Genomic DNA, 21,325 nt, shown 5'->3' with positions numbered 1-21,325 from the left:
CTTGATCTTTTTAATTAATGTTTCTTCGTTTTTATGAGTTTTCATTTATAGATATCTCTTTTTCTCCCTCATTTTTCGCCTTTTTACATGACGTTTCCTTATGAAATATGAAATATAACAAAAGATACTTAATTGCAATTCTCAATATTCTATATTTTTCTCCACACCAATATGAAAGCATTATTGTTAGAAGTTTTTTTGCTGTAAAGCGTCTGTGTCTATGCCAAAAGTTTCAAGCATTTTGGTGTGTCCAATTTCTGTAATCTGTACTGATCTTTGAATAGATCCCCTCTTAATCCACCCAAGTTCAAACAGCCGTTCAGTGATGGCCAGCGCCAGCGGCCCTGCGATATGGTGTTTTCTGACTGTCCAATCAATGTGATGCGGAACAGCATTGAAATCTATGTTTTTCGGTAAAGGATCAATGCCGAATTGACGCAGCCATTGCTTTCCCTCTCCAGTCACTTCGTAAACTTCTCCCAAATCCCGAAAATAGCCATGCTTAAGCAACGCATTTGTTAGAGCTACCCCCAGCTTCCCGGCAAGATGGCCGTAGCAAGTGCGTGCAAAACTAAGGGCTTTCTTGCGGCTTGATTCTCTTAACGACCTCACTTGCAGCGGCGGTGAAATAGCGGCTACAGCTTCAATTGCATGCGCAACCTCCTGGCTGGCAAGGCTGTAATAACGATGCCTTCCTTGCGTCTCAACAGTGATAAGCGACCCTTGCACCAATTTTGAAAGATGCGCGCTCGCCGTCTGCGGCGTTACTTTTGCCATTTTCGCAAGTTCGCTTGCCGTTAACGCCCGTCCATCAGCCAATGATATCAATATAGACAAACGGGTCGGATCACCAATTAACGAAGCTGTATCAGAAATACCAGAGTACATTTCCATTCCGCTCACCCCCAAAGAAATATCTTATATAAAAGTATACCATCACAATATTTCGATGCCACGTGAAATATCAAGGATATACAATGATGACAGTAAACGAAATGGAGTGATTCGAACATGAAGGAGACCTTGAAGCGAAATATATCCGATCAAATGATTATTTTTACGGCGAGCATCGGTTTGTTTCTGTCTACCTTAGATACTGGTATTATTAATGTTGTCCTGCCGGCGCTTGTAAAAAGCTTTCATTCTCCAATTTCAGTTATGGCTTGGACAGTTACACTGTATACCCTGACATTGACCAGCACCATCATTTTATTTGGACGATTAAGCGATAACATCGGCCGCTTAAGAATTTATTCCTTTTTGAATACTCATATGATTTCCGCCTTTTTATCGATGGTGTCTTTCTGATATGATAATAGAATAATAGGCGATTTCAGATAACTCACAATTATACGAGGGGTGGACAGATGAAAGCCGTTTTCTTTGATCTTGATGATACTTTGCTTTGGGATTCCAAATGCATTAAAGAAGCTTTTGAAACAACTTGTACCATAGCCGCCGATAAAATTGGGATCGATCCAGAGACAATCGAAAAACATGTAAGAAATAAAGCGAGAACCATATATGCCGAGTATGATGTATATCCTTTTACAAAAATGATCGGGATTAATCCCTTTGAGGGGTTATGGGGAACCTTTCACGACGGAACATTAGAATTCCCTGAATTGGAACGAATAGCACCTGAATATCAAATCCGTGTTTGGACAGAGAGTCTTCAGGAACTTGGTATGAATGATGGGCATCTTGGCAAAACACTAGCCGGTATTTTTAAGGAAACGAGACAACAGCTTGCCTATCTTTATCCGGATACATTAGATGTATTGAGACATTTAAAAGAAGAATACCGGCTTGTTCTGATTACGAACGGCGCTCCGACACTGCAAAATCAGAAACTAACATCTGCGCATGAGCTCCCGCCATTCTTTGAAAAAATTGTGATTTCCGGTGATTTTGGAAAAGGAAAGCCAGATCCAGCTTTATTTGAATATGTCCTTTCTGAAACCGGTCTTAATCATAAAGAAGCGGTGATGGTTGGCGATAATTTAAACGCTGATATAAAAGGGGCCAACGCCGTCGGCATGAAGTCCATTTGGATTAATCATCATGGTGCAGCCGCCCCCGGCGACAACCAGCCGACATACGAAGTCAAGCGGTTGAAAGATGTTCTTTCTATCCTTCGGCACCTTAAGGATACTTCCCATAGATCATCTATGTCGCCTGAACAGGAATATTGAAAACGTAAAATCATAAGCAGAACCCTTCATCACTATGGGTTCTGCTTAAAATGCCAATATACAGCGTCTAGGGCCGGGCGTTAGACAAGTTTTAGATGATTAAACCGGAACACTTGCAAAAAACTCCTCATATAGCGCTTGAACAGCCCGATATTCATCCACTTCCTTAACGCCGAACATCATGCTTACTTCTGAAGAGCCTTGATTAATCATTTCAATGTTAACGCCTTCTCGCGCCAGCGCATTTGATGCTCTGGCAGCTGTGCCGACATTTCGCCTCATCCCCTCGCCTACGACCATAATAATGGCTAAATCATATTCAACTTTTACATCATCTGCTTGAAGTTCATCCTTAATCCGCATCATAATATGCTCTTCTTGTTTACGGTCTATTTGATCTTGCCTTAAAATAATTGAAATGTCGTCAATTCCTGAAGGCATATGCTCGAAAGATAAGTTAAAGTCCTCTAAAATATGTAAAAGCCTGCGCCCAAATCCAATTTCCCTATTGAGCAGATATTTACTGACATATATGCTGCAAAAGCCGTTGTCACTGGCAATGCCAATAACAGGCGTATCTGTATGCTCACGCTCATTCACAATTTTCGTCCCTGTTTTGGATGGATCATTCGTATTTTTGATATTGACGGGTATGCCGGCACGGAAAGCAGGCATGAGCGCCTCATCATGGAAGACAGAAAAACCTGCATAGGATAATTCCCGCATTTCCCGATAAGTTAGTTCCCGAAGTTCTTTAGGATTGGCAATGATAGCAGGATTAACAGAATATACAGCATCGACATCGGTGAAGTTTTCATAAAGATCGGCTTTGGTTCCGTTGGCCAATATAGAGCCTGTAATATCCGAACCGCTTCTGGAAAATGTAACGACTTCCCCCTTCTTGTTGTAACCGAAAAAACCTGGAAAAATAAGAACCCCTGAACGTTCGCGCAGTTTATACAAAGACTTGTAAGATTCAGGCAGCACTTGTGCACAACCCGGCTCATCGCTGACAATCAGCCCAGCTTCTTTCGGATTCACATAGTGAGCCTCGATGCCTCTTTGTTTAAAGTAGGTGCTAATAAGCTTTGCGTTGTTATCCTCACCGCTCGCTTTAACGGCATCTAAGTATTTTTCAGGGCGGCTTTTATCACTGTTTAATAAAGTCAATAAATCATCATGAATGTTTCTTATGATTTCATCAGAAAGGCTCAGTTCCCTTGCAATAAGATCGTATCTTTCTATAACCGCTTCAAAGGAAGACTTCGCTTCCCCGAATTGCAAATATCCTTTGGCACAATCAATTAACAAATCTGTGACTTTAGCATCTTGAGCGTGCCGCTTTCCAGGTGCTGAAACAACGACGATCTTTCGTTCAGGATCCGATGTGACAATATTAAAAACTTTTTCGATCTGCTCTCCGGTTGCTAATGAGCTGCCGCCAAACTTTACAATTTTCATTTTTATCCCCCGCTGTTCAAAACATTCAGATAAACTTTAATTACTATTATTGCTTATGATAAGGAAAGAATCAAGAGAAAATCCGCCTCAAGTGAACATTTGGCCTTTCAGGGGATACAAATCAATTAGCTTCTTAAAGCGCCTTTTCTAAAACTTTTTCAGTGTTTTTTATTTGAATCGAGCGTTTTACCCATGTTTCCCCTCTTTTTCCCATAATAGTAAAACCTTACCGTCTGATAAATGATAAGTGTTTAAGCAAAGTTTCAGTATCTGTTACCGTCGCAAATTCATTATGCAGACTTGCTAAATTGACTTTGTGGACCTCTTCAGCCGGGTACCGGGCGCCGTCAAAGCCGACCTTATCAAATGTTGCCGTTGCATCGGAAATGACATAAACATTAAAGCCAAGATTTCTTGCCATTCTGGCTGTTGTTGATACACAATGGTCTGTTGTCAGGCCGGCAATGACTATCGTATGATATGGCGTTTTCTTTTAAATAATATTCCAAATCCGTACCGATAAAGGCGCTGTTGACGCACTTTTGAAAGATTGGCTCTCCATGTTTCGGCTTTGCATGATCTTTGAACTCGCTTCCGGAAGAATCTGAATCGGGATTCTTTGATAAATGCTGAATGTGAATAACAGGATGACCGGGTTCTCTAAATGTGTTTAGAATGCTTTCAATGTTCATCTCTGCATCAGGATTATTTCTTTCTCCCCATGAAGGATCATCAAACCCTTTTTGCACATCAATCATTAATAGCGCCGTATTTTCAGGCAGTTTTTGCATATGATGGCCTCCTTAAAGAACGATATCCGATTATATTTGTTCTTCTATTGCCCTATTATTTTAACTATTCTACTAAATAAATGAGTTCTTTACTAGACTTTTAGAATTTTACTTTGTAAAGTGTATATTAAACCAATCTAAAACATTTTCTGGAGGCATTCGATGAAAGCTATCATACATCATGATAAGACCGGTATAGAGGGGCTCAAATACGCTGATGCGATGGACAGAAATCCTGGTTATGGCGAAGTTAAAGTAAAATTGAAAGTTGCTGGACTAAATCATCGCGATTTGTTTGTTATTAATAATAGAAAGAAAGGCGATCCTGCCTTTATTCCAGGTTCTGACGGCGCCGGCATTATAACGGAGGTTGGAGAAGGCGTATCAGAGCTGACGGTGGGTGCAGAAATTATCATCAATCCCAGCATCGATTGGGATTTCACCGATTCCGTTCCAAAGAATCCAAAAATTTTAGGCGGTCCCTCCGATGGTACATTTGCGGAATATGTGATTATTCCCGCCAAAAATGCTGTAAAAAAACCCTCATACCTGTCATGGGAAGAGGCCGGCATTTTGCCTTTATCTGCGCTGACTGCTTATCGGGCACTATTTACCAAGGGAGGGCTGAGGAAAGGCGAACACATTTTAATCCCAGGCGTCGGCAGCGGTGTGGCGACCTTTGCCTTATTAATGGCTAAAGCTGCGGGAGCAACAGTCAGTGTTACATCCCGGAGCGAGGATAAAAGAAACAAAGCATTGGCATACGGTGCTGACTATGCGTTTGACAGTCACAGTGATTGGACAAAAAGTATTCAGGAAAATAAAATTGATATCGTTCTCGACAGCATCGGACCAGCAACTTTCCAAAAATACTTTGAAATCTTGAGACCAAATGGCCGGATCGTAAATTTTGGAGCGAGTTCAGGAGATAAAATAGAAATCCCTTTACGTTCCCTTTTTTATCCGCAAATAAGCATTATCGGAACCTCAATGGGAAGCGGTGAAGAATTTGGCAAAATGATGGACTTTATGAAGCGCCATGCCCTTAAGCCAATCATCGACAAAAGCTATCCTTTATCCGAAGCAATTGAAGCTTTTAAAAGGATGGCACATGCTGCTCAATTTGGGAAAATAGCTTTGCTTATCGATGAATAAAAAATCAAGAAAAATCATCAGGAATGAATCCGAAGTTCTCTTTAAAAAATAAAAAATGAAGAAAAACAGTGTATTCACCTGTACATATTCATTCGGAAATGAATATGATAAAACAAGCCGTATGCCATAAGTCAGGGCCTCATTAGTGGGGCCCTTTTTTTAATATGGCATTTTCCCGCTCCAGATCACGTATACGTTTTGTCCTAGACCTTATGTTGTTGATCTTCCGGCAGTGACGGCAAGTAAAATAATAAATATTTTGGAAGGATTATACCCCCTGAAAAAAGTGACGCTAAATAGAAGACTGAAAGAGAGACAAAAGGAAAAGAAATAAAAAAGCATATATTTTGTTCATCAAATCTATCGAAACTGGTTGATTATTGCCAAATTCTTTTATATTATATCTTTACAAGTTAATTTTTGTGAATGAGATTTGGGAGATCACAATGCATTCCTTGCCTGATGGTAAGGATAACTTGTGGTCTCTTTTATTTTTGGAAGGGGTGATTGATGAGAATAGGAAAAGAATAGCAGAAGTCTCTTAAGTATTCTATCAGGAAGCAGTTGCCAAATTCCGTTAAATTTCAGCAGGGATTTTAGGGTGTACGGATAATTATTTAATAAAAAGTCATTTGCCTCTGGCTAAATCATTTGATTGCTAGATCTTTTTAAAGTTTTAGTATTCTTGAATTTTTGGAAATGTAAGCCCTTAACCTTCAAATCATATTTCAACTATCAAAGGAGGTATAGAATCTATGAAAAATCCGTTTCATATTTATAAACCCGCCCCTCATATTGAGAGGCTGCCAGACAATCAAATTGATCCAACATACAAAAAGCTTAGATTACAAGTATTTCTGGGGATATTTATCGGGTATGCCGGCTATTATCTAGTGAGAAAAAACTTTTCGCTGGCGATGCCTTATCTATTAGATAAAGGATTTTCAACCGGCGAGCTTGGTTTGATCGCATCAGCGCTGTCAATAGCTTACGGGATCAGTAAATTTGTTATGGCAACAGTATCTGACCGAACGAATCCAAGGCTTTTCTTGCCAACAGGTTTGATATTGTCTGCAGTAGTCAACCTTATCTTCGGATTTATTCCAGCTGTTACAACAAGCTTTGCGTTCATGTTCGCCTTAATGTTTATCAATGGCTGGGCACAAGGCATGGGATGGCCTCCCAGCGGCAGAGTGATGGCTCATTGGTTCTCTGTCAATGAAAGAGGAAGAAAGATGTCCATTTGGAATGTCGCGCATAATGTTGGCGGCGGAGTTATTGCTCCATTAGCAACTTTGGGGATTGCTATCTTTCTCACTTGGAAAAGTATCTTTTTCTTCCCTGCATTAATAGCCATCGCCGTTGCCATTTTTGCTTTTCTTACCATACGAGATACGCCGCAATCTGAAGGTTTGCCTCCTATCGAGGAATACCGGAACGATTACCCTACTGATGACAAAAAAAGCTACGAAACGGAATTATCAACGAAAGAGATTTTGCTGAAATATGTCTTGAATAATAAGTTTATTTGGTATATTGCCATTGCCAATATTTTTGTTTACTTTGTCCGTTACGGCGTTATTGATTGGGCGCCGACTTATTTAACAGAAGTGAAAGGTTTCACGAATTCCAGTTCCAGGTGGTCTTTTTTTCTATATGAATATGCCGGAATTCCGGGTACACTGCTTTGCGGCTGGATCAGCGACAAACTGTTCAAAGGGCGCCGCGCACCAGCAGGAGTCATTTTTATGTTTGGCGTAGCCATTGCTGTCCTTGTTTACTGGGTTGTTCCTCCAGGATATGTATGGATTAATAACATTGCACTCATAATGATTGGATTTCTGATCTATGGCCCCGTCATGCTTATCGGATTGCATGCATTAGATTTAGCTCCAAAAAAAGCTGCAGGTACGGCTGCGGGATTAACTGGATTATTCGGTTATTTAGGAGGAGCTGTACTTTCCAATGCCGCAATGGGTTACATCGTTCAGTTTTTCAGCTGGAATGGCGGATTCTTAATGATTCTTATTTCTTGCGTTTTAGCAATGTTTTTTATGGGATTAACTTGGAATACCGGTAAAAAAGAAATGAAAATACATAACCAAAACAAGAAAACGCCATCCATGTGATCATAATCATTCAAAATCTATTAATCTATTAAATTGCAAAGTTTTTAGGCTTTTCACGGATGAACATTTCAATATTTAAAACGAGAAAGGGGTTGTGTTTTTTATGAAGGGAAACGTTTTTTTGAGGAAACTGACAGTGATGTTGTTGATGATTGGCTTAGTTATCACAGGTTCTGCAGGATCTATAGCATCTGCTAAAGAAAATAATGGGCACTCCGCTCTGCCTCACGGAAAATTTTTGGTCATTGGTCATCGCGGCGCTTCGGGATATGCACCGGAAGAAACCATCCCGTCATTCCAACTCGCAAAAAAATTAAAAGCCGACTACCTCGAGATGGATGTACAGATGACCAAAGACGGCCACCTTATTGTTATGCATGATACATCGTTGAAACGTACGACGAATGCTGAAAAGGTTTATCCTGACAGAGCGCCTTGGCAAATCAAGGATTTTACGCTAAAAGAGATTAAGAAACTTGACGCCGGTTCATGGTTTAATAAAGAATACCCAGAATATGCGAAACCTTCTTATCGGGGACTTAAGGTACCGACTTTAGAAGAAGTGATAAAAAAATTCGGCCGGAACGCCAATTACTATATTGAAACAAAAAATCCTGAGCTTTACCCTGGGGTTGAGAAAAAATTACTCAACGTCTTAAGACAATATCATTTGCTGGGGCCGAATGCCCAGTCTGGAAAAGTTATTATCCAATCCTTTAGCAAAGACAGCCTGTTAAAAATTCATAAGATGGATCCGAACATTCCGCTGGTTCAGCTGCTTTCTTATGATCAACCCGCACATATGACTAATCATGAAATAAAGGACATCAAAAAATATGCAGTCGGTGCAGGAATGAACTTCGATATGATTGATAAAGCATATGTACAAAAATTAAGGAAAAATGGACTGCTCGTTCACCCTTATACGGTAAACAACGAAGATGATATGAGAAGACTATTAAGCTGGGGAGCAACAGGAATGTTTACCAACTATGCAGACCGTTTGAACAAAGTATTAAAAACATATCATGGCTCATAATAGCCAGCGAATATGGGGGGCACAGCCCCCATATTTTATAAGAATTGTTTTAAGTTCACTTAAATTCATCATTACGAATCCTATGTTTTGTTAAGCAGAATCTTTTTTAATTATTTCAAGTAATCGTTTGCCGTCACTTGGTGTATTGTCAAAATAATTAATTGGGATTAAACAAGTCATGATCATAACGAAATTTATGATATTTAAATTTCCTATATAGTCAGAATGCACATTGAAAACAACACGTAATACGTACAAAAAAAATAGGAACAAAAAATTAAATAAAACACCACCTATATGAAAAAGGAATTTTGAAATCCTATTATTATCCGGCAATATAACCCTGCAATATCCCCAAAAAAAATAGAACTTATTTATATTGAAAATTCCCAATTTAAAAAGGCTAGGACCGTATCCTAATGATATTTCTACTACTTTACCACCAAACATCTTTCCAAAAAAAGCGTGTCCTAATTCATGTATCAGACTAGTTAATGGAAGCAGCAATAAAATAATGATAAAATTATCTATTAAAAACTTAATCAAACAAAATCCTCCATCCTATTTTAAGCTGTATTAGCGTGATAAAGTTCATCTGCATCCCAATGACACTCAATAATATAAAAAGTACAAAACTTGCACCAATTGCGCCCCAGGAATCTTTGTCTTTCTACATATAAATCATTTGCTTAGCCGCTCATATTTAATATCATTTTTATTTTATTATCTTATCTATATTTTCTATTTTTGGCTTAAAACACGAAATCATTGTCTGCTAGTCGTTCAACGTTAGTGGCTTTGAGTAGCTATCCCCCCAACCATTCGGCTCTAAATGATAGCTTATTGTAGAGAAAAATGAATATAAAAATCGCCATGACTTATTTGGCAGCAATAATATTTCACTTTAAACCCTACGGCCATTTTCTCACTCTCAATCATTTGTTTTAAAATCTTATATCTACACCGCCTTTGTCTTTTTCATCATTCTTTTCGTGTAACTCATCTTTCATCAGATATCTTTTGACCTCTTATATCGAATATAACGGACTGTTTAGTATCACTAGCCAAATCTGTTTCATTCGTCCTTCCGTTTCCCCTCACTTCGGTGTTTTTTCGCAATGACATGAAGCGGACATTTTGGATGACTGGAAAGGCTGTTTTTTTGACGGCAATTATGTATTTTTATGCTCCCAAACGATTGTACTTTTAACCTGCTGTATCACCTGCTGCCCCTTTATTTCTTTTGACTTTTTGAAGGTCTTGGTTTAAGTTTTTTCGACTTGTATTCAAATATTAACTATCCTTCTTAATATTAGTAAATATTAAGGCTATCAAAAATGATATAACAAAAAGGACAAATGCTATTAGAAAAAAATGAGGTTTGAATGAAAACGAAAAAGAAGTATCTTTAGATACAACAACAGATAAACTATTAAATAATAAATGATCTGTTGATCTGCCCATAAAAATATAATAAAAGATGATGCCCACAGAAAAAATTGGATAAATAATAAGACTAATTAAAGATGCAACTGCAATTGCCGGTTTGAAAACCATATTTATCCTCCTAGTTTATTTAAAGTGCATTGCTTTGAATGAATTTTAAACATTTTTAAATCTCCATTTAAATGAAATATAAAAGATAAAGGCATGTAAAATTTCTCCTAGAAAAAAACTATCCACTTTGTAATCTTTTGGTACAGTTATCAGCGCCTGATTTAAAATAAAGGTTAAAGGCAAAGTAAAAATAACCATCTTCTAATCCAGGTAAAATCATGTTAAAATGCATATACACGCAACTCCTATTCTTTTCTTGTTTCTCGTCAATTCAAGTGTAAAGGATTAAGGAGCTTGCGTGTATTTTTTGTTTTAATTTTTCTCATACCCCAACAAATATTGTAGAGCCTATATTTCTTAGATAAATGATGTATGGCTAACATGTAATATCCCCCTTGGGAAGGTTGCATTATAACAATTCTGATAATACCAGAGCTGTATTAGTTAAAGGGGTGGTGACAATGCAGTCCCTATTATGTATTAGGATAATATATGGCTACTGCCCTAACCGAAAATTGATCATCATTCGCAATTTATCAAATACAGACAAAAATATCATATATTGTTATACAAGGTATATTTATGTAATATCCCCACAAACAATGGTATATTTATACTATTATACAATCAATGATAAATAAGTCCTATTTTCAAACCCAGACTAGTCTTTAAGCACTATTTTTATGTGATAATCTCCCTAGATAGTAGAGATTTATAAGCTTTGTATCGTTCTTATCATCTCTAAACAAATGACATGCCATTATCGAACTGCCATTTTCAATTCTTTTTTTATTAGGGAAAATTCCATTTGTATTTTTCATTATTGCAGGAAGATGCTTCGTTCGATTTTCATCTTGCTCTACCACTAAAGTATTATCGACATATTTTTCTCCTCCTTAGAGTCATTGATAATAGATTGGTAGATTAATTTTGGTATAGTAAATATAAGGAGGACGGAAAATGAAGATAATAGATCTGCCTATTGAATTTGCATATAATGGACAAAAAAATATCATTTATCCTAGCTTGATTATACTGAACAATGAGCTAACCTTAGTCGATACTGGGTATACAAATTTTATCACTTTAATAGAAAATGAAATTTTAAAACATGGTTACGAAATGAAACAGTTAAAACATATCATCATTACTCACTATGATGATGATCATATAGGTTCTTTATATGATTTCAAAAACAAGTATCCATGGATTAACATTATAGCCAGTGAAACTGAATCAAAATATATAAGCGGTGAAATGAAGGCAGAGCGACTGGTACAAGCCGAAGATATGCTGGGAAAATTGCCGAATGAAGCAATCGAATTCGGCAACCGTTTCATACAGCAATTAAAAAATTTGAAGCATGTTCCCGTTGACACAAAAGTCAATGATGGTGATATGATTTTGGAAAACCAATGCAGAGTCATCGCTACACCAGGGCATACTTCAGGGCATATATCATTATATTTTCCAAGTTTGCAAAGTGTCATTACAGGCGATGCAGCTGTTAATGAGAATCAAGAGTTGGTCATTGCCAATCCGCACTATTGTTTAAATATTAAGAAAGCAGAACAATCTTTAAGAAAGATAAAAAATCTTAAAGCTGATGCCTATTATTGCTATCATGGCGGGACGCTCACTCTATAGCCGCGCGTTAATCGCATTTCTTGGGCCGGCAAAAAACCCATTATATTTCCGGCTCCCTTATGTTCCCCAAACAAGTTCAGCCAGAGATTTCTCTGAACAATTCTGGGGTTTTTCTTATAGCCATTCCAATAATTCAAGACGGTTTCCAAATGGATCCGAGATATAAAACCGCTGTGCCCCGGGAAGGTTATTGTCTTCAATTACATCGACACCGTTTGTCGTTAAATGCTTTTTCAGCTCTTCCAGATTTTCTACTTCAAAAGCAGGATGCGCCTTTTTAGCCGGTAAAAATGGTTCTTCAATCCCTATATGTAATTGATGATTTCCAAATCTAAACCAAACACCGCCATTTTTCTTAAGCGCTTCAGGCTTTTCTATTTCATCAAATCCTAAAATATCCTTAAAAAACTTTCTGGCAGTGTCTTCACTGCCTTTTGGGGCAGCGAGCTGAATATGATCAATGGCTTTAAAAGCAAAGGTCATTTTACCCGCCCTTTCTCGGTTCGTTATTGTAATGTCAAATTTCCCATTTTCATGTTTTCTTGTATCCAATCCTTTAAATCGGCTGGGGATCAGTGCAAGAATGGAACGCGAAACAGTCTGCCAAACGCTATATATAGCGCTCGGTATGAAAAATGCTCGCTGGCTATGGCAATGCCCAAACCGAGAATGTTGCATAGCCAAAACTATTTATCATAAGTGATTTGGCTTTCAAATTACTGCTGCTTGATGATAAAGGTTCTAGATTTTGAGAGTTAGAAAACTGATAATTTCTCTATCCTTTTCAGTAATTTTTGACGCCAGACACTTGCCAACGCCTCGACGGCTATGATTTTTTTCATACCTTCAATATCGTTTTGGCTGTGAAAATAAATTTGGTTCGCAAATAATACAGTCACTTGTTTCGAGTGGCGTTTCAGCAATCTTATGGACGAATCCCTTCTCACTGTTCCTTCTTCTATGACTCTGCAAAGATAGCCTGTATACCCTTCTTCAATTATCCTGTCGAGGAGACTCGGCAGATTCATTCTTTTTGAGATTGTACTACATGGCATTCTTCCTTGTGTGACTTGAATAACGGCATCTCCAACTTGATAGGTATCCCCGATGCAGACATCACGTTCCAACATGTTGGCTACAGTTAAGTTTTCGCCAAATGCTGAGGGAGGCAATTGAACATTGAATGCCTTTTCCCATAGAGAATAATGTTCATACGGATAGATGCAAACGGCACGATCGGGACCGCCATGATGCTTTAAATTCGCAACCCCGTCTCCTTTAAATCCTTCCTTTGATAGAAAAGCTTCATTGACAGTTTTCTTGCATATTCCTGTTTCCATTTGTTTACTATCGGCATATGTCATCATTTTAGGCCGTCCAATGCTTAAATTAATTAATTGAATGTTTCGATTAGACATTGTCTTTTCTCCCAGTTTCATTTTTCTTATATCTTATCGATTTTAAAAAAGTCTTCGACCACTTTATTGAATAATTGAGGCTCCTCTAAAAATGGATAATGGCTGCTGTCCTCGAAGACATAAAGGCGTGCACCAGCAATACATTCACTTATTTCAATTGAAAAATTAAGCGGACACTGAACATCATGTTTTCCGCAAATAATCAGAGTTTTTACGGAAATTCTTGATAATTGTTTGGTAATATCGTATAAAAATAATGCCCTGCTAAAAAAATCCATTCTAATGGCAGACATTTTTTTATGTATGTGAGGCGAAAATAGGTCTTCAAATTTATTTGGATGATGTAAAGATAGTTTTGTTCGCTCTTTCGCAAGTTTTCGCCTCTCTGCCTCGGTCAAATCCGGGTTTTTTAATAAAAATGATCGCCGCTGCTGTTAAATTCAGAGTAATGGTGAGTGACGCAAATCGGCCTTCCCCTGCCTTTAAAGAACACTTCAAATGTTCCGCGAGAAGTATTGACCATCTTTCTTTTCCATTTATCCATAAGGTTATCCTTTCCCTATAGCTTATCCTGCACCATTAAATTCGACAGCCATGGACGATATCCTTTATATCGATCTTTTTTCCTCATGGATGTGCATCAATCATTCATTCCGGCAAATAGATTTAAACACATAAAAAATTGGGAGGTGATCCCCCGCTTTAACTCCGTTTTTAGACACATAGAAACTTATAGTCTCTTAGTCTCTCTCCTTTTTACATAACGATCAATAAGGCACTGAAGCGTTGTCGTTCCGGGAACTTGACGGGGACATTTGATTGACTTCTTCTAAAGATCTCGACGTTGTATTCGGTGCAAAAATGCCTATATCAAGCATGATGATGACCATAGTCACAGCCACAACAGTGAATAAAGCCGTCGATCCGCTATTGTTTAATAACGGCACCAATATAAAAGGCATTGCCCCGCTGCTCAATCTGCTTAAACTGTATCCAACTCCCGCGCCGGTTGCTCTCAAGGAAGTAGGATAAATTTCAACTTGAAAAATATGATAGGCGTTGGAAAAAATATTACTGACAAGCGTATATAAAAATCCAAAAACAATGATTAGACCGCTGGAAGTCGATATACCGAAAAGGATGCCAAATAATGCCATAAAAAAGGCAGCTAAAACGATCAGCCATTTACGTTGTATTCGTTCCACAATCGGCAGTGAGATAAGAGAACCAAGCGGGTATCCCAAAAAAGTTAAAGCGGTAAATGTCAATGTATCAGTGACATTATAACCTTTGGCAGCCAAAACAAGCGGAACAAGAGTGCCAAAACTATAATATCCGACTGATTGAAATATTTGAAAAACCCATAACATGGCTGTACGCCCGCGGTAGTCCTTATTGAATAGCGTGGAAACAGGCAGTTTTTCTTGCAGTATCTTCGGTTCAGCCGAAGCAGCCTTCTCAATGCTGTGTCTTTCGAAGCCGGATTGACTCTCGAACCGCTGCATAACTTGCTCTGCTTCCTGTTTGCGCCCGATCGCCTCTAACCAGCGGGGAGATTCCGGCAGATTTTGCTGCAATGCCCAGGCAATCATTGCGCCTAAAGATCCAATAATAAATAGCCACCGCCAGCCGTCGATTCCTATATGCAATGGAACAAGACAACGGGCCAGAAGCCCTTCAATTGGAAACGCACAAAATTGCAATGTATAAGCCCAAGCCATAATCCGTCCGCGATTGCAGACCGGCAATAATTCGCTTAAGTAAGTATCGCACAGAGGAGGCAATGCCCCGATTCCGATACCAGCTAAGAAGCGGCAAATAACCAGCATGGCAGCATTAGGACTGAAAGCAGCCGCAAAAGTAAATACGGAGTAGATGAGAAGGTTCACCATAAATGCTTTCTTACGGCCGATTTTATCAGCCATCCCATTTAACAAAACTGCCCCTAAGAACATACCAAAAAATGCAGAGCTTAGTAATAGTGATAATGATGAAGCAGTAATATGAAACTCTTTGCCAATAACTGAGCTAAGGACACCAGATAATTCGAGGTCAAAAAACTCGAAAAACAAGCCGGCTCCGATAATAAATGTTGCCTTTCGGTGTATAGAACCGAGCGGGAGGTTATTCAACCGGGCGGCAACTGAAACATCTGACACCTTAACCACCTCCGAAAGAATCAATTAACATCGTGAACCTTTGGCAAATGTGTGTCTCATCACAAAGCAAAATCATAAGCCATTCATCGTTATATCACCCCCTTTTCTTTAGCAGAAAATATCTGTTCATCGCTCCAGCCTATAAAGATTTCAATATTGATTCCGTATCGCAGCCAATTGGTTTTCCCGTATGCTCCACTCTTCCGGGATGATGATGTAATTTCGGTACAACACCCGGCATCCACACTTGACCCAATTTTTTAACAAGAAGAACGCCAACCTATCTATTTTTCAGCTGTCCAAATGGTCCAGCGGTCTTTTTCAATATATTCATTCTGATTTTTAATATATGGACATCGCTTGCTCTTAAATATCAGGAATTTCAACAGAGAACCTCGACTGTAAATTCGCCGGGCGCTTTAACATAGAAGGTATAAGCGTGCAAATGCTGCGGAGGTTTGACGTCAAATCCGCCTTCTTTCAAATGCTGATTAATCTTGTTTACTTGGTCTTCGTTTTCTTGCGGAAATCCAACATGAAAGGTCTTTGGGTAATAAACTTCTCTTCCTTTCATTAAAGTCAGAATGAAACCATCGTCATCCAGCATAACCGCAAAGCCATCTCCTTTACTGGTTTTGCATGTCATGCCAAAATAAGTTTCTAAAAAATCCCGAGCAGCCGGAACATCTGTAACAGTTAGATTGAGATGTTTAACTTTCATTTTTACACCCTTTCTTTTAATCAGTGGCTTCAATGATATTAATGTTATGACAACCCAAGCAAACTTTCAAAATCATATGATTCAATGTAGGGCTAGCTAGATTTTCGGAATCGAAAAAGCGAATGTTTGCAAGACTTGAATGAAGCATATAGAAAAATAACTTGCTTTATCTATACACCCTTAAAGTTTACATAATAATATTATTTAATCCTTTTGTTTATTTTTTGTTTTTACTAAAAATACAAACAATTGAGTTGTTCATTTCAATATTGATGTATACAATGAAATTAGAATATTTAGAACAGGGGTGTATATCATGTCTCTGCCTGATAAAGTCACGATCATTGAAGTCGGTCCCCGTGATGGTTTGCAAAATGAAAAAAACACGATCCCGACCGAAACAAAGATTCAATTTATAAAAGCCCTTAAGCAAGCCAATATTCAAGAAATGGAACTAACCTCCTTTGTGTCGCCAAAATGGGTGCCGCAAATGAAAGATGCTGATGATGTCATAGAACAATGTCTAGATAACACCCGTAATTTTGTTCTTGCGCCAAATCAAAAGGGCGTTGAACGTTTTTACCAATCCGGCGCCAATGACATTGCCGTATTCGTAGGCGTCAGCAATACTTTTAACAAGAAAAATATAAATAAATCGACTGATGAAAGTTTAGAAGAATTAAAACCATTAATTGCCGATTTAAAGCAAAACGGCAAATTTGTACGGGCTTGTGTGTCTACCGCTTTTTATTGTCCGTATGAAGGAAAAGTGCCTGCAGAAAAAACAATAAAGTTATGCGAAGCGTTTGCGCATTGCGGCGTGAATGAATTAAGCGTAGCTGATACGGTGGGCATGGCTACGCCTAAAGAAGTTTATCAGTTATTTAACAGCTTAAAATCAATTCAGCCGAAGAACATACTCATAACCGGCCATTTTCATAATACACGAGGGACAGCGCTTGCTAATATTTATGCGAGCCTTGAGGCGGGGGTTGATCGGTTTGACAGTTCTGCCGGCGGTTTAGGCGGATGCCCTTTTGCCCCTGGTGCAACAGGCAACGTAGCGACCGAAGACGTTCTTTATATGCTCCATGGCATGGGTATTGACACTGGTGTCGATATAGAAAAAGTTATTCATGCTGTCGATGTTGTTGCCCCTTTCATGACACGAACATTAGATAGCAAACTCTATCATCTGCAGAAAGCAACAGCATCAACAGAGGCTTAGCTGCACTTATACTTAGTGATTGCTTTTCAAACGCTCTGATCTGCACTGAATAAAAGGCTGATAGTACAAACAAAAGGCTGACATTTTAACGTCAGCCTTCACTCTCCCAGCCTTTTAGCTTTTGACCCATTTCATTCTCGGGTTCATGATTTGATTCGGGCTTTTTAATTGAAAACATTGATATTTATCCAAATAATCGATAGTCATTTCTTCATTATAATAAATTTCAAATTGCGCCTGTATATATACTGGCCATTCATTCGTATCGACTCTTATATCATCAGGCTCTATTTCAGAAACATAGGCAAGATGTATCACGCCATCATTAACGCAGCCGCATCCAACGGTATCATAAATCAACTTTAAAAAGCCGCTGGCTGTGTTTTCTTTTAGTTTCCCTTTAATAATTTCTTTAGCTTTATTAGTAAATTTAATGTCCATGTTTCTCCCCTTCTTCTTTCCATTGATCTTTGTACCGCCCGCCATTTATATGTGATGAGCCTGAGTTTAGCCGAGAATATTCGCCTTTGAATTTTTCGTTTCGACTCATTAAATATTCTCTAAAAATATTTTATCGCACTGATCTTTATCATTCCTATATTGTAATTTTTTAAACTTTCGATATACTGAATCATGTGTGATATCTACAGAAAGGATAGTGAAAATGAATGCGATAACCCGTTTCAGCCTAAAAAATCCTGTAGCGATTGTTCTGATTGCTGTTTTGCTTCTCATCGGCGGCGTCTATTCCTTTTCATCTTTAAAAATGGATTTGCTGCCGGATGCCACCTTTCCGCAGTTATCTATTCAAGCGACTTATCCCGGAGCTTCACCAGAAGACGTCGACGATAAAGTCATCACACCGCTTGAGGATAAGTTTAAAGGTTTAAGCCATTTAAAAACAATGCAAAGCTCGAGTTACGAAAATACAGGTATCATCAACTTAACATTCCCTTTTAATACCGATATGGATAAAATGGAGCGTGAAGTCAATAAACTCATAGACAGCGCTCATTTGCCGGATAACGCTACAACTGAAGTTAACCAATTTTCCTTTGGCGCATTGCCGATATACAGTATTTCTTTATTTGCAAAAGGCAATGAAAACATTAATAAATTGGTCAATGATGATATTGTACCAGATTTAGAAAGAATACCGGGAGTAAGCAGCGTCTCTGCCGGCGGAGATAAGGAACGCTACTTAAATGTGATTGTTGATAAAGACAAAGCTCGACAGGCAGGTATATCGCTGAACGCCATCGAGAATGCGATAAAAGACAAATTTGTTTCTTTGCCGGCCGGAACAGTTACGAAAGGCCATACCGAAATTCCTGTTAAAGTTGATGAAAAGTTAAAAGACATTAACGCGCTGAAAAATCTGCAAATACAACCCGGAGGCGGACCAGCTCCATCAAACATGCAAAATCCGCAAGCCGGCTCACCGGGCAAAAGCGTCTCCCCAAGCATGGGTTCACAAGCTGTAAATCCAGGATCGCAGACACCAGCTGTTAAGCTCGGCGACATTGCTGAAATAAAAGAAGTAAAAGACCAAACCGAATATACCCGATACAATCTAAAACCGGCGATTTCAATAGCCGTGTCAAAGCAGCAATCAGCCAACACTGTTGATGTTTCAAACAAAGTCATGGATGTCCTGCATAAATACAATGATCAAGTCAATTATGCTGTTGGTTTTGGTCAAGCCGAAGGCATTAAAGCATCAGTAAAGAGCCTTGTTCGCGAGGGATTGCTCGGCGCCCTATTTGCTTCGATTGCTGTACTGATTTTCTTAAAAAACATCCGTGCAACACTCATTGCCATTATCTCAATCCCGCTGTCTTTGCTCGTCTCTTCGATTTGTCTAAAGGGCATGGACATTACCTTAAATGTTATGACATTAGGCGGCATGGCGGTAGCGGTTGGGCGTGTCGTTGATGACAGCATTGTCGTCATAGAAAATATCTATCGAAGGATCAAAAAGAGCGGCAAGAAAAAACCGTCCAATCACTTAATCAGCGAATCTACAAAAGAAATTTTGCGAGCCATTACATCTTCAACCATTACAACAATTGTCGTATTCTTACCACTTGGATTTGTCGGCGGCATTACGGGAAAGTTTTTCCTGCCATTCGCTTTGACAATCGTATTTTCTTTACTTGCTTCCTTGTTTGTTGCTGTGACAATTGTTCCGATATTCGCAAAACTTTCGTTTAAACATGAAGGTCAAAAGGAAGAAAGATGGGATTGGCTCAGACCGATACGAAAAGCTTATCTTTGGCTGGTACAAAAAGCGCTTAACCATAAGATTATTGTCATAATTGTTTCGTTGCTGCTGCTTATCGGTTCATTTGCGGCGGTGCCAAGCCTTGGTTTTACATTTTTGCCAAATGACGAACAGAAAATAGCCGTTGCGACGATTAATCTGCCTGCAGCAACTTCTTTGGATAAAACGAATGATGTTTCATTGGATATTGAAAAATATCTTAAGCATAGGAAAACAATAAAAGACATCTCGTCGGAAGTTGGCAGCCGCGACTTTCAAACTGGCGTGAAAAGCGATAATGTCATTAATTACTTCCTTACCTTAAAGAAGAGTGTCGATGTTGAAGATGAAGTCAAAGCGCTCACAAAAAAATTAAATCACATGGCTAAAGAAAAAGCTCCCGGATCGGAAATCAATGTTCAAGACATGTCATCCCAGACTGGACCGTCCAATAATAATGTCAATATTGATCTTTACTCAAAAGATATAAACGCACTGGAAAAAGCTGCTTCTGATGTTGAACATTATATGAAAAAGCGAAGCGACCTAAAATCAGTAAAAAACAATTTAACAGAAAAGAGAACAGAATGGGTTGTACAAGTGGATCCCAAAAAAGCGTCGGAATACGGTGTTTCCAGCGCAGCAATCTTAGGCGCTGTTAACGATCAAACACAGCCGGTAACCATTGATGACGTTTCACTCAAAAGCTCAAATTCAATTAAACTATCCTATAACAAAGACATTCACTCGGAAAAACAAATAAAGGATACGCCTATTTTTACGCAAAAAGGGATTGTACCGCTCTCTGAAATCGCTGATGTTAAACAAACAAAAGCTTTAACTGCTATTCAAAAATTGGACGGCAAAATATACGCGCGCGTATCAGCTGATATAACGAGCGATAACATTGCCAAAGCAACCGCCGATGTCACCAAGGGTGTTAAAAACCATGTTGACTTGCCGAATCATGTCACCTTTAAAACCGGCGGGGGCAGCGACGATACAGCGAAAGCCTTTAAAGACATTATCATCGCAATAGTTATTGCCATAGGTCTTGTATATCTCACCATGTTAATCACTTTTGGCAAAGCGAGAACACCGTTTGTTGTCTTAAGTTCCCTTGTCTTTGTCCCTTTTGGCGCTATTCTTGGACTTCTAATAACAAAAGAGCCGCTGTCGATCAGCGTAATGATTGGCGTCCTGATGCTTATCGGCATTGTCACGACTAACGCCATTGTCTTTATTGACCGGATTGGACAAAACAGAAACCAAAAAGGCATGACGGTCCGAGAAGCTGTTCTTGAAGCCGGGCAAACCCGTTTGCGGCCGATCCTTATGACCGCTTTTGCGACTATCACAGCCTTGATTCCGCTTGCGTTATCTACTTCTGAAGGCACGTTAATTTCTAAAGGGCTGGCCGTTGTCGTTATCGGCGGACTAACCTCTTCAACCCTTTTAACGCTCATCTTGCTGCCGGTGCTGTATGAGTTATTCTTTAGGAAAACAGCCAAAAAGGAACAACAAGACTAGACCATTTTTTAAAGCAAAAAATTATTATATCT

At 38.8% G+C, this 21,325-nt stretch carries 17 protein-coding genes and 2 pseudogenes; 8 read left to right on the top strand and 11 right to left on the bottom strand.

Annotation, left to right across the window (positions count from 1 at the left end):
- Positions 1–186 precede the first annotated feature (186 nt).
- On the bottom strand, positions 187–894 hold the full coding sequence (locus JOD45_RS11850) for an ArsR/SmtB family transcription factor (RefSeq protein WP_239549242.1): 708 nt from the start codon (positions 892–894) through the stop codon (positions 187–189).
- Positions 895–1,011: 117 nt separating this feature from the next.
- On the opposite strand from JOD45_RS11850, the gene JOD45_RS11845 reads away from it, so the two are divergent.
- Together JOD45_RS11845 and JOD45_RS11840 are read left to right on the top strand one after the other, a co-directional pair.
- Entirely contained in the window at positions 1,012–1,308 is a 297-nt protein-coding gene (locus JOD45_RS11845; protein ID WP_205004105.1) for an MFS transporter, read from the top strand.
- Between the two features lie 59 nt (positions 1,309–1,367).
- Positions 1,368–2,195 carry an HAD family hydrolase gene (locus JOD45_RS11840; RefSeq protein ID WP_205004104.1) on the top strand — a complete coding sequence of 276 codons (828 nt, stop codon included), beginning with the start codon at positions 1,368–1,370 and terminating at the stop codon, positions 2,193–2,195.
- Positions 2,196–2,294: 99 nt separating this feature from the next.
- Here the strand turns inward: JOD45_RS11840 and JOD45_RS11835 are convergent, their stop codons facing one another.
- Both JOD45_RS11835 and JOD45_RS11830 read right to left on the bottom strand, forming a co-directional pair.
- Positions 2,295–3,656 carry an aspartate kinase gene (locus JOD45_RS11835; RefSeq protein WP_205004103.1) on the bottom strand — a complete coding sequence of 454 codons (1,362 nt, stop codon included), beginning with the start codon at positions 3,654–3,656 and terminating at the stop codon, positions 2,295–2,297.
- Positions 3,657–3,882: 226 nt separating this feature from the next.
- Positions 3,883–4,447: pseudogene (locus JOD45_RS11830) on the bottom strand (cysteine hydrolase family protein).
- A 162-nt stretch (positions 4,448–4,609) separates the two neighbouring features.
- On the opposite strand from JOD45_RS11830, the gene JOD45_RS11825 reads away from it, so the two are divergent.
- The 3 genes from JOD45_RS11825 (at position 4,610) to JOD45_RS11815 (ending at position 8,770) form a co-directional block, all read left to right on the top strand.
- Positions 4,610–5,602 (top strand): zinc-binding dehydrogenase, encoded by a 993-nt coding sequence (locus JOD45_RS11825; protein WP_205004102.1) that lies wholly within the window; start codon positions 4,610–4,612, stop codon positions 5,600–5,602.
- A 755-nt stretch (positions 5,603–6,357) separates the two neighbouring features.
- Positions 6,358–7,731 (top strand): glycerol-3-phosphate transporter, encoded by a 1,374-nt coding sequence (gene glpT, locus JOD45_RS11820; protein ID WP_205004101.1) that lies wholly within the window; start codon positions 6,358–6,360, stop codon positions 7,729–7,731.
- 103 nt (positions 7,732–7,834) lie between these two features.
- Positions 7,835–8,770 carry a glycerophosphodiester phosphodiesterase gene (locus JOD45_RS11815; protein ID WP_205004100.1) on the top strand — a complete coding sequence of 312 codons (936 nt, stop codon included), beginning with the start codon at positions 7,835–7,837 and terminating at the stop codon, positions 8,768–8,770.
- A 90-nt stretch (positions 8,771–8,860) separates the two neighbouring features.
- Here JOD45_RS11815 and JOD45_RS11810 read toward each other — a convergent pair whose 3' ends face one another.
- Positions 8,861–9,316, bottom strand: a complete 456-nt coding sequence (locus JOD45_RS11810) for a site-2 protease family protein (protein WP_205004099.1) — start codon at positions 9,314–9,316, stop codon at positions 8,861–8,863.
- Positions 9,317–9,545: 229 nt separating this feature from the next.
- Positions 9,546–9,662, bottom strand: coding sequence for an Imm70 family immunity protein (locus JOD45_RS16605; protein WP_380897259.1), 117 nt, complete (start codon positions 9,660–9,662; stop codon positions 9,546–9,548).
- A gap of 1,625 nt (positions 9,663–11,287) precedes the next feature.
- On the opposite strand from JOD45_RS16605, the gene JOD45_RS11805 reads away from it, so the two are divergent.
- Complete coding sequence (locus JOD45_RS11805) at positions 11,288–11,974, top strand: MBL fold metallo-hydrolase (RefSeq protein WP_205004098.1); 687 nt, start codon at positions 11,288–11,290, stop codon at positions 11,972–11,974.
- A gap of 114 nt (positions 11,975–12,088) precedes the next feature.
- On the opposite strand, the gene JOD45_RS11800 is transcribed toward JOD45_RS11805, so the two are convergent.
- The 5 genes and pseudogenes from JOD45_RS11800 to JOD45_RS11780 all read right to left on the bottom strand — a co-directional run bounded on the left by JOD45_RS11800 (position 12,089) and on the right by JOD45_RS11780 (position 16,272).
- Positions 12,089–12,457 carry a VOC family protein gene (locus JOD45_RS11800; RefSeq protein WP_205004133.1) on the bottom strand — a complete coding sequence of 123 codons (369 nt, stop codon included), beginning with the start codon at positions 12,455–12,457 and terminating at the stop codon, positions 12,089–12,091.
- A 272-nt stretch (positions 12,458–12,729) separates the two neighbouring features.
- Positions 12,730–13,392, bottom strand: coding sequence for an MOSC domain-containing protein (locus tag JOD45_RS11795; protein ID WP_205004097.1), 663 nt, complete (start codon positions 13,390–13,392; stop codon positions 12,730–12,732).
- 26 nt (positions 13,393–13,418) lie between these two features.
- A pseudogene (locus JOD45_RS11790) lies at positions 13,419–13,936 on the bottom strand (alpha/beta fold hydrolase).
- 223 nt (positions 13,937–14,159) lie between these two features.
- Positions 14,160–15,551, bottom strand: a complete 1,392-nt coding sequence (locus JOD45_RS11785; protein ID WP_205004096.1) for an MFS transporter — start codon at positions 15,549–15,551, stop codon at positions 14,160–14,162.
- A 382-nt stretch (positions 15,552–15,933) separates the two neighbouring features.
- Positions 15,934–16,272 carry a VOC family protein gene (locus JOD45_RS11780; RefSeq protein ID WP_205004095.1) on the bottom strand — a complete coding sequence of 113 codons (339 nt, stop codon included), beginning with the start codon at positions 16,270–16,272 and terminating at the stop codon, positions 15,934–15,936.
- Positions 16,273–16,588: 316 nt separating this feature from the next.
- Here JOD45_RS11780 and JOD45_RS11775 point away from each other — a divergent pair, with 316 nt between their 5' ends.
- Entirely contained in the window at positions 16,589–17,500 is a 912-nt protein-coding gene (locus tag JOD45_RS11775) for a hydroxymethylglutaryl-CoA lyase (protein ID WP_205004094.1), read from the top strand.
- 114 nt (positions 17,501–17,614) lie between these two features.
- On the opposite strand, the gene JOD45_RS11770 is transcribed toward JOD45_RS11775, so the two are convergent.
- Positions 17,615–17,941: an iron-sulfur cluster biosynthesis family protein gene (locus tag JOD45_RS11770; RefSeq protein WP_205004093.1), complete on the bottom strand. Its 327-nt coding sequence runs from the start codon at positions 17,939–17,941 to the stop codon at positions 17,615–17,617.
- Between the two features lie 223 nt (positions 17,942–18,164).
- Here JOD45_RS11770 and JOD45_RS11765 point away from each other — a divergent pair, with 223 nt between their 5' ends.
- Complete coding sequence (locus JOD45_RS11765; RefSeq protein ID WP_205004092.1) at positions 18,165–21,293, top strand: efflux RND transporter permease subunit; 3,129 nt, start codon at positions 18,165–18,167, stop codon at positions 21,291–21,293.
- Positions 21,294–21,325: the final 32 nt, after the last annotated feature.

Origin of the sequence: Scopulibacillus daqui (assembly GCF_016908855.1) — a bacterium.
Taxonomy (GTDB): Bacteria; Bacillota; Bacilli; order Bacillales; family Sporolactobacillaceae; genus Scopulibacillus_A; species Scopulibacillus_A daqui.
This window is presented reverse-complemented; position numbering and strand designations above follow the sequence as displayed.

Excerpts from the sequence above, each read along its gene's own strand:
- JOD45_RS11850 (WP_239549242.1), bottom strand. The coding sequence starts at position 894 with ATGGAAATGTACTCTGGTATTTCTGATACAGCTTCGTTAATTGGTGAT.
- JOD45_RS11845 (WP_205004105.1), top strand. The coding sequence starts at position 1,012 with ATGAAGGAGACCTTGAAGCGAAATATATCCGATCAAATGATTATTTTT.
- JOD45_RS11840 (WP_205004104.1), top strand. The coding sequence starts at position 1,368 with ATGAAAGCCGTTTTCTTTGATCTTGATGATACTTTGCTTTGGGATTCC.
- JOD45_RS11835 (WP_205004103.1), bottom strand. The coding sequence starts at position 3,656 with ATGAAAATTGTAAAGTTTGGCGGCAGCTCATTAGCAACCGGAGAGCAG.
- JOD45_RS11825 (WP_205004102.1), top strand. The coding sequence starts at position 4,610 with ATGAAAGCTATCATACATCATGATAAGACCGGTATAGAGGGGCTCAAA.
- glpT (WP_205004101.1), top strand. The coding sequence starts at position 6,358 with ATGAAAAATCCGTTTCATATTTATAAACCCGCCCCTCATATTGAGAGG.
- JOD45_RS11815 (WP_205004100.1), top strand. The coding sequence starts at position 7,835 with ATGAAGGGAAACGTTTTTTTGAGGAAACTGACAGTGATGTTGTTGATG.
- JOD45_RS11805 (WP_205004098.1), top strand. The coding sequence starts at position 11,288 with ATGAAGATAATAGATCTGCCTATTGAATTTGCATATAATGGACAAAAA.
- JOD45_RS11800 (WP_205004133.1), bottom strand. The coding sequence starts at position 12,457 with ATGACCTTTGCTTTTAAAGCCATTGATCATATTCAGCTCGCTGCCCCA.
- JOD45_RS11795 (WP_205004097.1), bottom strand. The coding sequence starts at position 13,392 with ATGTCTAATCGAAACATTCAATTAATTAATTTAAGCATTGGACGGCCT.
- JOD45_RS11780 (WP_205004095.1), bottom strand. The coding sequence starts at position 16,272 with ATGAAAGTTAAACATCTCAATCTAACTGTTACAGATGTTCCGGCTGCT.
- JOD45_RS11775 (WP_205004094.1), top strand. The coding sequence starts at position 16,589 with ATGTCTCTGCCTGATAAAGTCACGATCATTGAAGTCGGTCCCCGTGAT.
- JOD45_RS11770 (WP_205004093.1), bottom strand. The coding sequence starts at position 17,941 with ATGGACATTAAATTTACTAATAAAGCTAAAGAAATTATTAAAGGGAAA.
- JOD45_RS11765 (WP_205004092.1), top strand. The coding sequence starts at position 18,165 with ATGAATGCGATAACCCGTTTCAGCCTAAAAAATCCTGTAGCGATTGTT.